The organism is Bacillus sp. 11B20 (genome assembly GCF_056098985.1).
Window position 1 is genome coordinate 711,644 of the sequence record NZ_JBLZWZ010000007.1, and the last position, 14,932, is coordinate 726,575.

The 14,932-nt window shown below is 41.0% G+C and carries 16 protein-coding genes; 15 read left to right on the forward strand and 1 reads right to left on the reverse strand.

What is annotated here, in order from left to right:
- Positions 1-9 precede the first annotated feature (9 nt).
- The 14 genes from ACN6NB_RS07880 (at position 10) to ACN6NB_RS07945 (ending at position 13,415) form a co-directional block, all read left to right on the forward strand.
- Positions 10-1,143 (forward strand): glycoside hydrolase 5 family protein, encoded by a 1,134-nt coding sequence (locus ACN6NB_RS07880; RefSeq protein ID WP_073979498.1) that lies wholly within the window; start codon positions 10-12, stop codon positions 1,141-1,143.
- A 238-nt stretch (positions 1,144-1,381) separates the two neighbouring features.
- A complete protein-coding gene (gene rimP / locus ACN6NB_RS07885; RefSeq protein ID WP_003211398.1) occupies positions 1,382-1,855 on the forward strand; it encodes a ribosome maturation factor RimP in 474 nt (157 codons plus the stop codon).
- Positions 1,856-1,887: 32 nt separating this feature from the next.
- Positions 1,888-3,003: a transcription termination factor NusA gene (nusA, locus tag ACN6NB_RS07890; protein WP_024424140.1), complete on the forward strand. Its 1,116-nt coding sequence runs from the start codon at positions 1,888-1,890 to the stop codon at positions 3,001-3,003.
- A 15-nt stretch (positions 3,004-3,018) separates the two neighbouring features.
- On the forward strand, positions 3,019-3,303 hold the full coding sequence (gene rnpM, locus ACN6NB_RS07895; protein WP_024424139.1) for an RNase P modulator RnpM: 285 nt from the start codon (positions 3,019-3,021) through the stop codon (positions 3,301-3,303).
- The gene (locus ACN6NB_RS07900; RefSeq protein WP_039178647.1) at positions 3,296-3,598 is read left to right on the forward strand and encodes a YlxQ family RNA-binding protein; all 303 of its coding nucleotides are present in this window, start codon (positions 3,296-3,298) and stop codon (positions 3,596-3,598) included. Before rnpM ends, ACN6NB_RS07900 begins: the two co-directional genes overlap by 8 nt.
- Positions 3,599-3,617: 19 nt before the next feature.
- Positions 3,618-5,738, forward strand: a complete 2,121-nt coding sequence (gene infB / locus ACN6NB_RS07905) for a translation initiation factor IF-2 (RefSeq protein WP_039178650.1) — start codon at positions 3,618-3,620, stop codon at positions 5,736-5,738.
- A complete protein-coding gene (locus ACN6NB_RS07910; RefSeq protein WP_024424137.1) occupies positions 5,735-6,013 on the forward strand; it encodes a DUF503 domain-containing protein in 279 nt (92 codons plus the stop codon). Before infB ends, ACN6NB_RS07910 begins: the two co-directional genes overlap by 4 nt.
- Before the next feature lie 17 nt (positions 6,014-6,030).
- Entirely contained in the window at positions 6,031-6,381 is a 351-nt protein-coding gene (gene rbfA / locus ACN6NB_RS07915) for a 30S ribosome-binding factor RbfA (RefSeq protein WP_007499525.1), read from the forward strand.
- A 68-nt stretch (positions 6,382-6,449) separates the two neighbouring features.
- Positions 6,450-7,379: a tRNA pseudouridine(55) synthase TruB gene (truB, locus tag ACN6NB_RS07920; RefSeq protein ID WP_144490540.1), complete on the forward strand. Its 930-nt coding sequence runs from the start codon at positions 6,450-6,452 to the stop codon at positions 7,377-7,379.
- A 17-nt stretch (positions 7,380-7,396) separates the two neighbouring features.
- The gene (gene ribF, locus ACN6NB_RS07925) at positions 7,397-8,362 is read left to right on the forward strand and encodes a bifunctional riboflavin kinase/FAD synthetase (protein ID WP_039178659.1); all 966 of its coding nucleotides are present in this window, start codon (positions 7,397-7,399) and stop codon (positions 8,360-8,362) included.
- 140 nt (positions 8,363-8,502) lie between these two features.
- The gene (gene rpsO, locus ACN6NB_RS07930) at positions 8,503-8,772 is read left to right on the forward strand and encodes a 30S ribosomal protein S15 (protein WP_008354438.1); all 270 of its coding nucleotides are present in this window, start codon (positions 8,503-8,505) and stop codon (positions 8,770-8,772) included.
- Positions 8,773-8,953: 181 nt separating this feature from the next.
- The gene (gene pnp / locus ACN6NB_RS07935; RefSeq protein ID WP_024424134.1) at positions 8,954-11,071 is read left to right on the forward strand and encodes a polyribonucleotide nucleotidyltransferase; all 2,118 of its coding nucleotides are present in this window, start codon (positions 8,954-8,956) and stop codon (positions 11,069-11,071) included.
- A 124-nt stretch (positions 11,072-11,195) separates the two neighbouring features.
- On the forward strand, positions 11,196-12,149 hold the full coding sequence (locus ACN6NB_RS07940; RefSeq protein WP_039178663.1) for a polysaccharide deacetylase family protein: 954 nt from the start codon (positions 11,196-11,198) through the stop codon (positions 12,147-12,149).
- 33 nt (positions 12,150-12,182) lie between these two features.
- Positions 12,183-13,415 (forward strand): M16 family metallopeptidase, encoded by a 1,233-nt coding sequence (locus ACN6NB_RS07945; protein WP_474253299.1) that lies wholly within the window; start codon positions 12,183-12,185, stop codon positions 13,413-13,415.
- A 51-nt stretch (positions 13,416-13,466) separates the two neighbouring features.
- On the opposite strand, the gene ACN6NB_RS07950 is transcribed toward ACN6NB_RS07945, so the two are convergent.
- Entirely contained in the window at positions 13,467-13,730 is a 264-nt protein-coding gene (locus tag ACN6NB_RS07950) for an acyl carrier protein (RefSeq protein ID WP_064498454.1), read from the reverse strand.
- A 169-nt stretch (positions 13,731-13,899) separates the two neighbouring features.
- Between ACN6NB_RS07950 and ACN6NB_RS07955 the strand changes: the two genes are divergently transcribed.
- Positions 13,900-14,820, forward strand: coding sequence for an aminoglycoside phosphotransferase family protein (locus ACN6NB_RS07955; protein ID WP_366206649.1), 921 nt, complete (start codon positions 13,900-13,902; stop codon positions 14,818-14,820).
- The last annotated feature ends 112 nt before the right edge of the window (positions 14,821-14,932 follow it).

Sequence of the window (14,932 nt, forward strand, 5' to 3'; positions counted from 1 at the left end):
AGAATGTAAATGAAAAAGTGGGCTCAAAGAGTATCTTGCTTCATACTTGTGGCCGCTATATGGTCCGGCTGGTTTTCGCTTACGATTAAAGCGGCCGCTTATGTGCAGACGTCTGGTACACAATTTACGCTGAACAATCAACCATTTTACTTCGCCGGCACAAATAATTACTATTTCCATTACAAATCTAAAAAAATGGTAGATGCTGTGTTCGATGATATGAAAGCAATGAATTTAAAGGTCATACGGATTTGGGGCTTTCACGACGGGGCCCCTCAAGAAAACTCAGTCTTACAATCTAGTCCAGGGGTCTATGAAGAATCGGGATTTCAAAAACTAGATTATGCCATTTATAAAGCAGGAAAGGAAGGAATAAAGCTTGTCATCCCACTAGTGAACAATTGGGATGACTTCGGCGGTATGAATCAATATGTGAAGTGGTTCGGGGCAGGATCGCATGATACCTTTTATACAGATCCTCGTATTCAAAAGGCTTACAAAAATTATGTCCGCTATGTATTAGAAAGAACCAATACGTATACAGGTGTTCAATATAAAGACGACCCAGCTATTATGACGTGGGAATTAGCCAACGAGCCGCGGATGCAGTCAGATCCAACGGGAAATGGACTAGTCAAATGGGCAGATGAAATGAGTACATGGATCAAATCGCTTGATCGTCACCACCTTGTTGCAGTAGGAGATGAAGGATTCTTTCGTATACCAGGACATGAAGATTGGTTTTACGGAGGAGGGGAAGGCGTCGATTGGGACCGTCTAACATCTCTTCCTAATATCGATTATGGAACCTATCATCTGTACCCAGATCACTGGAACAAGTCTGCTGTCTGGGGAGTGAAATGGATCGAAGACCATATCACCCGCGGAAATTCAATCGGAAAACCAGTTGTGCTAGAAGAGTTTGGCTACCAAAATCAATCAGCTCGTCCAGACGTATATCAAAGCTGGCTGTCAGCGGTAGAGCGGCTTGGAGGTGCTGGCAGTCAATTTTGGATTTTAACAAGCATTCAGGACGATGACTCGCTCTATCCGGATTATGACGGATTCCGCATCATAAAAGGGAGCAGGGAGGCAGCACTTATCAGTGAACATGCGAAAAGAATGAATGAAAAAAACCGATGATGAATGCCTGCTGAATAAGGAACTTCATTTGCATAAAAAAATTGGATATGGTATAGTTTTTATGGAAATGCTAACGATTACCGAGACAAGAGTGGGGAAACCCGCTCTTTTGTATTGAACAGGCAATTTTTGTCTCGACATTATTCATCCGTTTTCTGCTCCCCCTGCTCACATAAAGCAGGGTTTTTATGCAGAATGATTGATAAGAGCGTTTATCGAAAGCACAAGGAGGAAGAGAATGAGCAAAAAAGTAGTGGATGTCGTAAGCGAAATGGTGCAGCCAATTTTAGATGGCTTACAGCTTGAACTCGTTGATGTTGAATTTGTCAAAGAGGGTCAAAACTGGTTCCTTCGCGTGTTTATTGACTCTGATAAAGGTGTCGATATCGAAGAGTGTGCCAAAGTGAGCGAAGCCTTGAGCGAAAAGCTTGATGAGGCAGATCCGATTAGCCAAAACTACTTTCTTGAAGTGTCCTCTCCTGGAGCGGAGCGCCCATTAAAGAAAAAAGCTGATTTTGAAAAAGCACTTGGAAAAAATGTTTTCATGAAAACATATGAACCAATTGATGGTGAAAAAGCATTTGAAGGTGAGCTTACAAGCTTTGATGGTGAGATTGCAACAGTGACAGTGAAGATCAAGACAAGAAAGAAAGAGATCAATATTCCATACGAAAAAATAGCTAACGCAAGATTAGCAGTTTCGTTCAATTAACCTTTTCATTGATATAAGGGGGAACCATAAAAATGAGTAGTGAGTTGTTAGATGCCCTGACTGTTCTTGAGAAAGAGAAGGGTATTAGTAAAGAAATTATAATTGAAGCGATAGAAGCTGCACTCATTTCTGCATATAAGCGTAATTTTAATCAAGCACAAAATGTTCGTGTTGATTTAAACCGCGAAACGGGAACGATTCGTGTGTTCGCAAGAAAAGATGTTGTAGATGAAGTGTATGATTCTCGCCTTGAAATCTCTGTAGATGATGCAGCCAATATTAACCCGAATTACATGGTGGGTGACGTCGTTGAGATTGAAGTCACACCAAAAGACTTCGGGCGCATTGCAGCTCAGACAGCGAAACAAGTTGTGACGCAGCGAGTAAGAGAAGCAGAGCGTGGTGTGATCTACACTGAGTTTATCGACCGCGAGGAAGACATTATGACGGGAATCGTTCAGCGAATTGACAGTAAATTCATTTACGTGTCACTTGGCAAAATCGAAGCCCTTCTTCCTGTCAATGAACAAATGCCAAATGAAGAATACAAACCTCATGACCGCATTAAAGTGTTCATTACAAAAGTAGAAAAAACAACAAAAGGACCACAAATTTATGTGTCTAGAACACATCCAGGTCTTTTAAAGCGTTTATTTGAAATTGAAGTACCAGAAATTTATGATGGTACTGTAGAGCTTAAATCGGTTGCTAGAGAAGCTGGAGACCGTTCTAAAATATCTGTTCGTACAGATGATCCTGATGTTGATCCAGTTGGCTCCTGTGTTGGACCAAAAGGCCAGCGTGTACAAGCAATTGTCAATGAGCTAAAAGGCGAAAAAATTGACATTGTCCATTGGTCTAATGACCCGGTTGAATTTGTTGCCAATGCGCTGAGTCCATCAAAAGTACTTGATGTCATTGTGAATGAAGAAGACAAGGCGACAACAGTCATTGTCCCTGATTATCAGCTATCATTAGCGATTGGTAAAAGAGGTCAAAATGCTCGTCTTGCAGCGAAGCTGACCAGCTGGAAAATTGACATTAAAAGCGAAACAGATGCAAGGGAACTCGGTATTTTCCCAAGAACTGAAGACTCTGAATCTCTTTTCTTAGAGGCTGAACCAGTAGCTGAGGAATCTGACGAATAAGAGGTGATATAAAAGGTGAAAAGCCGAAAAAAAATCCCGCTTAGAAAATGCGTCGTGACGGGAGAAATGAAACCAAAGAAAGAACTGATCCGTGTTGTTCGTTCGAAAGAAGGAGAAGTGTCTGTTGACGCTACCGGAAAAATGAACGGACGCGGGGCTTACCTTTCTCTCGATAAAGAAACCATTCTTGCGGCAAAGAACAAACGCAGTTTACAGCAGCAATTTCAGACACAGATTGACGAACACATATTTGAAGAATTACTAGAACTAGCTGAAAAGGTGAAAAAACCTAATGAATGAATCTGAATGGTATCCTTTGCTTGGTCTAGCAAATCGAGCTCGTAAAGTCGTGTCAGGAGAAGATCTGGTGATCAAAGAAATTAGACATGCGCGTGCTAAGCTGGTTCTTCTTGCAGCAGATGCCTCACCTAACACAGAAAAAAAGGTATCTGACAAATGCAAATTTTATAATGTTCCGGTTAGAAAAGTTGAAGACCGTTCCGTTCTCGGACGTTCTATCGGGAAAGAAGCTCGCGTAGTTGTCGCTGTCACTGACCAAGGCTTCGCTAAGAAGCTCATAAGCTTGCTCGATTAATTTATTTGGGGGTGAACGAATGGCTAAAGTGAGAGTATATGAATACGCAAAAGCCATAGATGTTTCAAGTAAAGATATTATAGCAGCGCTTAAGGATATGAACGTGGAAGTGAACAACCACATGGCGACGCTTGAAGACGACACTGTGAAAAAGCTAGACGCTATCTATAAAAAAGCCAAAGCAAAAGAGACAACTAACGAGAAACCCGCAGAACAAAAAAAACAATCATCTAACAAAAACAATGATAGAAAGAAGAATGACGTGCAGAATAATCAATTTAATAAAAACAAAAAAAACAACAACCAAAATAAAAACAAAAATAAACGTGGTGGAAATAACAAACCGCAGCATCAGCAAGCTAGACCTGTGAAGCCTAAAAAAGAGCTTCCTGAAAAAATTGAATTTACAAATTCAATGACCGTCGGCCAGCTGGCTGATGAGCTTGGAAAAGAAACAGCTGAAATCATCAAAAAGCTGATGATGCTTGGTGTCATGGCAACGATCAACCAAGAACTTGACAAAGATACAGTTGAATTAATCGCTTCTGAATATGGTGTTCCAGTAGAGGAAGTCATTATTTTAGAAGAAACTGAACTTGAAAAGTATGAAGTTGAAGATAAAGAAGAAGATATGCAAGTACGCCCTCCAGTTGTAACGATCATGGGACACGTTGACCACGGGAAAACAACTCTTCTTGACAGCATTCGTAAGACAAAAGTCGTCGAAGGCGAAGCAGGTGGAATTACGCAGCATATCGGTGCATACCAAATCGAAGAAAACGGCAAAAAAATTACGTTCCTTGATACACCTGGACACGCAGCATTTACAACGATGCGTGCACGTGGTGCCGAAGTAACCGATACGACAATTCTGGTTGTTGCAGCAGATGATGGTGTCATGCCGCAAACAATTGAAGCGATTAACCATGCGAAAGCGGCAGAAGTGCCAATCATTGTCGCTGTCAATAAAATTGACAAACCAACAGCAAACCCTGACCGCGTGATGCAGGAATTAACTGAGCATGGTCTTGTACCAGAAGCTTGGGGCGGGGAAACGATCTTCGTGCCACTATCTGCAAAAACAGGTGAAGGCATTGACGAATTGATCGAAATGATCCTTCTTGTCAGCGAAGTAGCAGAATTGAAAGCCAACCCAAATCGTGCGGCAAAAGGGACTGTTATCGAGGCTGAGCTTGATAAAGGAAGAGGTTCTGTTGCAACCCTTCTTGTTCAAACAGGTACCCTTCAAGTAGGTGACCCAATCGTTGTCGGAAATACATTTGGCCGTGTACGTGCAATGGTCAATGATATCGGCCGCCGCGTGAAAACAGCAGGACCATCTACACCTGTTGAAATCACTGGTTTAAACGATGTACCGAATGCAGGGGATCAGTTCCTCGTATTCAAAGATGAAAAAACAGCTCGTCAAGTTGGTGAGGCGCGTGCTTCTAAACAGCTGGACGAACAGCGTTCAGACAAAGCAAAATTATCTCTAGACGACCTATTTGAGCAAATCAAACAAGGTGACGTAAAAGATATCAACTTGATCGTGAAAGCAGACGTACAAGGCTCTGCTGAAGCATTAACGGCAGCTCTACAAAAAATTGAAGTCGAAGGCGTAAAAGTGAAAATCATCCATACGGGTGTTGGAGCGATTACAGAATCAGACATCATTTTAGCAAGTGCTTCTAATGCCATCGTAATCGGCTTTAACGTACGCCCTGATGGAAATGCGAAGAGCACAGCTGAAACAGAAAACGTAGATATCCGCTTGCACCGCATTATCTATAAAGTCATCGATGAAATTGAAGCTGCGATGAAAGGGATGCTTGACCCTGAATATGAAGAAAAAGTCATCGGTCAAGTTGAAGTTCGTCAAACGTTCAAAGTATCTAAAATCGGTACAATTGCTGGCGGCTATGTAACTGAAGGAACGATTACAAGAGATAGCGGAATCCGCTTAATCCGTGACGGCGTCGTTATTTTCGAAGGCGAAGTTGACGTATTAAAACGATTTAAAGATGATGTGAAAGAAGTTTCACAAGGCTATGAATGTGGTATTACCATTAAGAAATACAATGATATCCGTGAAGGTGATGTTATGGAATCATTCGTTATGCAAGAAATCGAAAGAAAATGATCGGTTATACCGAATGTGAGTGCATGATCTATGATGCATCCTCACTGAAGGAAAAACGTGCGGTTCTTCAGCGTATATTGACAAGAACGCGTCATAAATTCAATGTAACCATTGCTGAAATGGATTACCAGGATACATGGCAGCGTACATCAATTGGAATCGCCGTGATTTCCTCATCTCGGGTTCAAGTGGAAAAGGAGCTTCAGCGTGTATTAAGCTTTATCGATTCTTTTCCAGAAATTGAACGAACGATCACGAAAACTGAGTGGTTTTAATTAGAGGTGATAAGATCATGAGTATGAGAGCAACCCGTGTGGGTGAGCAAATGAAAAAAGAATTGGGCGACATTCTAGGCAGAAAGCTAAAAGATCCAAGAATCGGCTTTTTGACTGTAACCGATGTCGAAGTATCCGGTGATTTGCAAATTGCCAAAGTCTACATTTCTGTTCTTGGCGACGAGAAGAAAAGAGAGGAAACCTTAAAAGGCCTTGCAAAGGCTAAAGGGTACATCCGCTCTGAAATTGGCAATCGAATCAGACTTCGAAAAACACCAGAACTTCATTTTGAATTCGACGAATCCGTAGATTACGGAAACCGAATTGAAAGCCTGATTGCTGAATTAAACACAAAAGATCACGAATAAGACGTTGAAATAAGGATAGGCGATGATCGTCTGTCCTTTTTCATCGTTTATGAAAGGAGAGAACGCAGATGATAAATGGTGTTCTTTTATTACATAAAGAAAGAGGTATGACCTCCCACGACTGTGTGTTTAAGGTAAGAAAAATTTTGCACACAAAAAAAGTCGGACATACAGGCACCCTCGACCCAGAGGTTTCAGGTGTTCTGCCTATTTGTATCGGAAGAGCAACGAAGATTGTAGAATACTTAACAGATAAATCGAAAACGTATGATGCAGAAATCACGATTGGTTTTTCTACAACAACAGAAGACCAAACAGGTGAGATCGTAGAAGAAAAAAAAGTGGAAAAACCGATCTCAGAAAAAGACATTGATGCGGCGCTGAAGCAGTTTGAAGGAACCATTGAACAAATTCCTCCCATGTTTTCTGCTGTGAAAATTGGCGGGAAAAAGCTCTATGAATATGCTAGAGAAGGTATTGAAATTGAACGGCCAAGCCGTGAAATTACCATTCACCGTATCGAGCGGACTACACCTGTCACATATGAGGATGGCAGCGTGTCATTTAGATTCACCGTACTATGCTCAAAGGGAACATATGTGAGAACATTAGCGGTTGATATCGGGAAGAAACTAGGGTTTCCAGCCCACATGTCACACCTCATTCGCACAGGGTCTGGTGATTTTACACTTGATGAATGTATCACGTTGGATGAGCTGCGAGAGATAAGCGAGGAAGGAACTGTAGATGAGCACCTTGTTCCGATCGAGCGTGCGCTCAATCATTTGCCGAAATGGGAGATAAATGATACATTAGCAAGTAAAGTGGAAAACGGTGCAGTCCTGCCAATGCCTGATGAATTTGCTCATTTCGCAGAGGAGGATCGTGTCGCTGTTTTTGCTCCTTCAGGTCGTTGTCTGGCGATATATATGAAGCACCCGACCAAACCGAACCTGATGAAGCCGGCGAAGATCTTATCTCAGGACAAGCAATCTTAAAGAAAAGGTGACATCTCGTGAAGACTATACATATTTCACACCCACATACATTGAATCAAAAGGATCAAGTCCCGTCTGTCATGGCTTTAGGGTACTTTGACGGTGTTCACCTCGGGCATCAAAAAGTCATTGATGAAGCAAGAAGCATTGCGAAAAAAGAAGGATTGGCCTTAGCGGTCATGACCTTTCATCCGCATCCATCACATGTTTTGCAAAAGGCACGGGAACCAAAAGACTTAATTACACCGCTTGAGGATAAAATTGATTTTATCAAGCAGCTGGGCGCTGACTATTTATACATCGTACAATTCAGCGAGAGCTTTGCAGCTCTATCTCCTCAAGAGTTTGTGGATCAATATTTGGATGAATTGAATGTGAAGCACGCAGTAGCGGGGTTTGATTTTACGTTTGGCCGTTTTGGTGCAGGCACAATGGAAACGTTTGATGAATATGGAAAAGGCCGTATCACGGCAACCATCGTCCCTAAGCTGTCCAATCAAGACCGAAAAGTCAGCTCCACTCTCATCCGTTCCGCATTAAAAAATGGGGATGTTGAATATGTGAGCGAGCTTCTAGGAAAACCTTATCAGCTTCGCGGCATTGTCATCCATGGAGACAAACGCGGACGGACGATCGGGTTTCCGACAGCTAATGTCGGCTTATCTGCTGAATACATTATTCCGCCAACAGGGGTATATGCTGTAAGAGCAGAAGTGAAAGGCAAAGTATATGACGGCGTTTGTAATGTTGGGTATAAACCAACGTTTTATGAAAAGCGACCTGATCAGCCTGCCATTGAAGTAAACCTCTTTGATTTTAACGAAGAAATATATGGCCAGCCGATTAAATTACAATGGTTCAAGCGCATACGCAGTGAACGTAAATTTAACGGAATTCAGGAGCTGACAGCTCAAATTAGTCAAGATAAAGAAGAAGCGATTCAGTTTTTTCAAGATCAACACAAGCAAACAAAAAAAATATAGAAAAACTGCTCTACCATTTGCAAATTCAGCATATTTTTAGTATGATAATTCCTGTAGCTTTAAAACCACTTACTTGGCAGGCCGACTTCACCGACGGTTGCGAGGTAGATGGGGCTAACATGATTTGGAGGTGAAACAGGATGGCAATTACTCAAGAGCGTAAAACGCAATTAATTAATGAGTTCAAAACACACGAATCTGATACTGGATCTCCAGAAGTTCAGATCGCTGTCCTAACAGAATCAATTAACAACTTGAACGAGCATTTACGTACTCATAAGAAAGATCACCACTCACGTCGCGGTCTTTTGAAAATGGTAGGTAGACGTCGTAATCTTCTTACGTATCTACGTAATAAAGACGTAACTCGTTACCGTGAGTTAATTAACAAACTAGGCTTACGTCGATAATCGTAAAAAGCGGGAGGATTCCCGCTTTTTTATCGTATAATCACTAATATTTTATGGTTAAAATGTTGAAAGAATGGCAAAAACCCTTCTACATACAGCTTTCACATTGATATGTGAAAATCATTTTGTTCATAATAAGAACTAACTAAAACTTTACGATAAGAGAGGAGTTTATCTCAGAATGGGACAAGAGAAACATGTCTTCACCATAGACTGGGCTGGACGTCAACTGACAGTTGAAACTGGCCAGCTTGCAAAGCAAGCAAACGGAGCGGTCCTCGTACGCTACGGAGATACAGCTGTGCTTAGCTCAGCAACAGCTTCTAAAGAACCAAAACCACTTGATTTCTTCCCGCTCACTGTGAACTACGAAGAAAGACTATACGCAGTAGGTAAAATTCCTGGCGGCTTCATTAAAAGAGAAGGCCGTCCAAGTGAAAAGGCGATCCTTGCAAGCCGCTTAATTGACAGACCAATTCGTCCGCTGTTTGCAGATGGATTTAGAAACGAAGTACAAGTTATTAGTATCGTCATGAGTGTGGATCAAGATTGCTCATCTGAAATGGCTGCAATGTTTGGCTCATCTTTAGCTTTATGTGTGTCTGACATTCCATTTGAGGGACCAATCGCCGGCGTTACAGTAGGACGAGTGGATGGAAAGCTGATCATTAACCCAAATGTGGAGCAGCTTGAACAAAGTGACATCAATCTTGTGGTTGCTGGAACAAAAGATGCGATCAACATGGTAGAAGCTGGTGCTGATGAAGTACCGGAAGAAACAATGCTTGAAGCGATCATGTACGGTCACCAAGAAATAAAACGCTTAATCGAATTCCAAGAAGAAATTGTGAAGGCAGTCGGTAAAGAAAAAATCGATATTCCTTTATATGAAGTAGATCAAACGTTAGCAGACGAAGTAAAAGCCCTTGCTGAAGCAGACCTGCTGAAAGCGATTCAAGTACATGAGAAGCATGCGCGTGAGGATGCAATCAGTGCTGTGAAAAAAGCTGTAGTCGAAAAGTTTGAAGCAGAAGAACGTGACGAAGCAACGATTAAACAAGCGAAAGATGTATTAAATAAGCTTGTCAAAAACGAAGTTCGCCGTCTGATCACTGAAGAGAAAGTACGTCCAGATGGACGCGGTGTAGATCAAATCCGTCCACTTTCTTCAGAAGTAGGACTCCTGCCAAGAACGCACGGTTCAGGCTTATTTACAAGAGGACAAACACAGGCGCTTAGTATTTGTACATTAGGTGCACTTGGCGATGTGCAAATTCTTGATGGTCTAGGTGTTGAAGAATCAAAACGCTTCATGCACCATTACAACTTCCCGCAATTCAGTGTTGGTGAGACAGGCCCAATGCGTGGTCCAGGCCGCCGTGAGATCGGACATGGCGCACTAGGTGAACGAGCACTAGAACCAGTGATTCCATCCGAAAAAGATTTCCCTTATACGGTTCGCCTTGTTTCAGAGGTATTAGAATCAAACGGGTCTACTTCACAAGCAAGTATTTGCGCAAGCACACTTGCGATGATGGATGCGGGTGTTCCAATTAAAGCACCAGTTGCAGGGATTGCAATGGGACTTGTGAAATCAGGGGAATACTACACAGTGCTGACAGACATTCAAGGAATGGAAGATGCCCTTGGAGATATGGACTTTAAAGTTGCAGGTACATCAAAAGGTGTCACAGCACTTCAAATGGACATCAAAATCGATGGTCTATCAAAAGACATTTTAGAAGAAGCTCTTCAACAAGCGAAAAAAGGAAGAATGGAAATCCTAGACAGCATGCTGTCAACGATTCCTGCTTCTAGAGGAGAATTGTCTCGTTATGCACCAAAAATCTTAACGATGACAATCAATCCGGATAAAATTCGCGATGTCATTGGACCAAGCGGTAAACAAATCAATAAAATCATTGAAGATACCGGTGTGAAAATCGATATTGAACAAGATGGTACAATCTTTATTTCTTCTACAGAAGAAGATATGAACCAAAAAGCGAAGAAAATCATTGAAGATCTTGTGAGAGAAGTTGAAGTAGGACAGCTTTACCTAGGTAAAGTCAAACGCATTGAAAAATTCGGTGCCTTCCTTGAAATCTTCAGTGGAAAAGATGGACTTGTTCATATTTCTGAGCTTGCGCTTGAGCGTGTGGGCAAAGTAGAAGATGTTGTGAAACTTGGCGATGAATTACTTGTCAAGGTCACTGAAATCGATAAACAAGGCCGTGTGAACCTTTCTCGGAAAGCTGTTTTACGTGAAGAAAAGGAAAAAGAAGAAAAGCAGTCTTAATGAGATCAAATAAAATGTGTTAGAAGCCAGGTATCCGTGCCAGGCTTCTTTCTTTTCTTGCGCTAACAATAGTTCTAGCTTGTTTCTCCCCATCATAATTTGTGGTAAAGGGGAGGGACAACCATTGAAAAAAACGTTACCATTCATTGTGTTTGTATTTTTACTGCTCGTGTCATATCAAACGATGAAGCAGCCGGCTGCTGTTACATATATTGAATCAATGAAAGAGCATGCCGAGGTAGCATCTGTTTCAAAAGATATTTTATATCAGGAGATTGAATCGAAGTCTTCTGACTATGAAGTAAAGGCGCAAAATGCTAAGATTGATAAAGTGTGGAAAAAGATACCTGGCTTAAATGGACAGACAGTTGATATCGATGCCTCTTATGAAAAAATGAAGAAACAGGGGTCATTCGATGAAAAGCTGCTTGTTTTGAATGAAACAAAACCATCTATTCATTTACATGAACTTGGTGCTGAGCCTATTTATAAAGGCCATCCAGATAAAAAAATGAATGCATTCCTCATCAACGTAGCTTGGGGTGACGAACATTTAATCAACATGTTAAAGACGCTGGAAAAACATCAAGTCAAGGCGACCTTTTTCTTAGAAGGAAAATGGGTGAAAAAAAGCACAGAGCTTGCTAAAAAAATCGTGGCAGATGGTCATGAAATTGGAAATCATTCATACAATCACCCAGATATGCGCACACTGACAAGAGAACGAGCATTAGAGCAGATAACGAAAACAAATCGCCAAATTGAAGAATCCCTTGGGAAGAAACCAAAATGGTTTGCGCCTCCAAGCGGCAGCTTTAAAGAAGAAACAGTTAAGCTTGCCAAACAAGAAGGCATGGAAACCATTATGTGGACAGTAGACACCATCGACTGGCAAAAGCCATCACCGGCTATTTTACAAAAGCGGGTGCTTGGGAAAATTCACAATGGGGCGATGATATTAATGCATCCAACAGATGCAACGGCGAAAAGTCTTGACGCACTTATCACTCAAATCAAGGAAAGAGGATATGAATTAGGGACGGTTTCTGACCTCCTAAGTGAAAAAAGACATCCGTGATGCGATCTGTTTGTTGAATAGGAGGAGCAAAACTTGGTCAAAACGTATACTTGCCAAAACGGAGTAAGAATTGTACTCGAAAACAATCCCACTGTAAGGTCTGTCGCAATTGGCATCTGGATTGGAACAGGCTCTAGACATGAGACACCTGAAATTAATGGGATCTCACACTTTTTAGAGCATATGTTCTTTAAAGGGACAAAGACAAGATCTGCACGTGATATCGCAGAATCCTTTGACCGCATTGGTGGTCAAGTGAATGCCTTTACATCAAAAGAATATACTTGCTACTATGCAAAGGTGCTTGATTCACATGCTGGCTACGCCCTCGATGTATTAAGCGACATGTTCTTTCACTCTGCTTTTGATGAAGAAGAGCTGAAAAAAGAAAAAAATGTGGTGTATGAAGAAATTAAAATGTATGAGGATACACCTGATGACATCGTTCATGATTTATTAAGCAAAGCCATTTATGGTGAACATTCATTAGGATATCCGATTTTAGGAACAGAGGAAACACTTTCTACCTTTAACGGAGACTCACTTAGAAAATATATGGATGAATTCTACACGCCGGACCGCGTTGTGATCTCTGTTGCAGGGAACGTAGATGAAACCTTTATTCGTGAGGTTGAAAAGCTATTCGGCTCTTATGAAGGAAAAGGGAAAAAGCAGCCTGTAGAAGCCCCAGCATTTCATTATGACAAGCTCACACGCAAAAAGGAAACGGAACAAGCGCACCTATGTCTGGGCTTTAATGGCCTTCCAGCGGGAGATAAAGGCATCTATGACTTAATCGTCTTAAATAATGTTCTTGGCGGAAGCATGAGCAGCCGGTTATTCCAAGATGTAAGAGAGGACAAAGGACTTGCTTATTCTGTCTTCAGTTATCACAGTTCATTTGCAGATAATGGAATGCTTACGATTTATGGCGGAACTGGAGCGAAGCAGCTAAACCTGCTCTCTGAGACCATCTTACAAACATTAGACGTCTTAAAGCGTGAGGGAATCACGCAGAAAGAACTAGAGAACTCTAAAGAGCAAATGAAAGGCAACCTTATGCTGAGCCTTGAAAGCACAAACAGCAAAATGAGCCGAAACGGTAAAAATGAACTGCTCCTTGGCAAACATCGGACACTCGATGAAATTATTGACGAAATCAACAGCGTCACATTAGACGGCGTGAATAACTTATCTAAACGCATCTTTACAGAAGATTATGCGCTCTCGCTTATTAGTCCGACGGGTGATGTACCTTCTGCTTAAACAAAAAAGGCATGTCTTTTAAAGAGATGCCTTTTTTTCATGCAAAAAAGATTAATCAGCTAACTTATTTTGCAGCTGATGAACAATTTTATTGATTGTCGAAAAGTGCTCTGTCAGTAATTCCTCATCTGCAAATTGAATATCAAAAACCTCTTCTAATTCCAATATGAGTGAAACTGCTTTAATTGAATCGAGACCGTGATTTGTTAATTCTTCATCTGCACCAATAGAAATCTTGCTGCTATCATCCAAAGAACGCAGAACCAAATCTTTTACTTGACTTGAAAGTGAAAGGACATCCGTCGGTTCATTCATCTGCAACGCTCCCTTTTACAAATTTTCTATCATTTACATAAATTAACTATATTAGAATGAAAAAACATTGTAAAGCAGTTTCGACATAAATAGGAATTGTTAATCATTCTATTCAAATGAAATATTTGGTAGAGTGAGAAGAAAAGAGACTGGAAGGATGAATGAATCCATGAATAAAACAGACCTTATGCAGCACATTCCCTTATTAAAAGAAGCAGTCAGCATAGACCAGATTGATAAAGGATATTCTCGGGATGAAAAATGGGTCATGACTACCGTATCAGGTGAAAAATATGTCCTTCGATTCACAGATCAAGACCAGTATGACAAAATAAAGACGCAGTTTGAACTGCTATATGAATTAAGACGTCACGGTGTTCAGTGTGCTGATCCAGTGGACATCGGTGTTCTAGAAGCAAAACAGCAAGTGTACTATATTTTATCGTTTATAGAAGGCCAGGAAGCAAAAGAAATCATGAGTCAGTTAACTGAAGAAAAGCAGTATGCTCTCGGGGTAAGTGCAGGTCGGGATTTACGAAATATGCATAAATATCCAGCACCTTCACACATCGAACCTTGGGAAGATCGTGTCATGAAAAAGCATCATCGATATTTAACTGCTTACCGGGAAAGCGGCATCTCCCTTGAAGGGGATGAAAAAGTGGCTCAGTTTATAGCCAAGCACATAGATATTGTGAAAGGCAGACCTAATCAATTTCAGCACGATGATTTTCATTTAGGGAACATTATAGTAAACGATAATAAATATGCAGGTGTCATTGATTTTAACAATTTTGATTGGGGAGATCCCATTCATGATTTTTATAAAGTAGCTCTTTTCAGCAGAGAAACAAGTGAAGCCTTTTCGGCAGGTCAAATTAATGGATATTTTGATGGGAACATCCCAGATGATTTTTGGCTGCTTTACTCTGTTTATGTCGCAATGAGTATCTTCTCATCGATTATGTGGGTCATTAAATTCGATCCGGGTCAAATGGATGAGATGATTGAAAGACTAGAAAATGTGCTAAAAGATCATCATTATTTTGATCAAATAGAGCCTCAGTGGTATACGCGTATCACTAGATAACAGTGAAATATAGGACGATCAGGCAGTGATGGAAGTCACTGTCTTTTTTGTTATAATGATACAAATTACACATTGTCATGACTAAAAACATTTTATATAATCCAAACAAGGA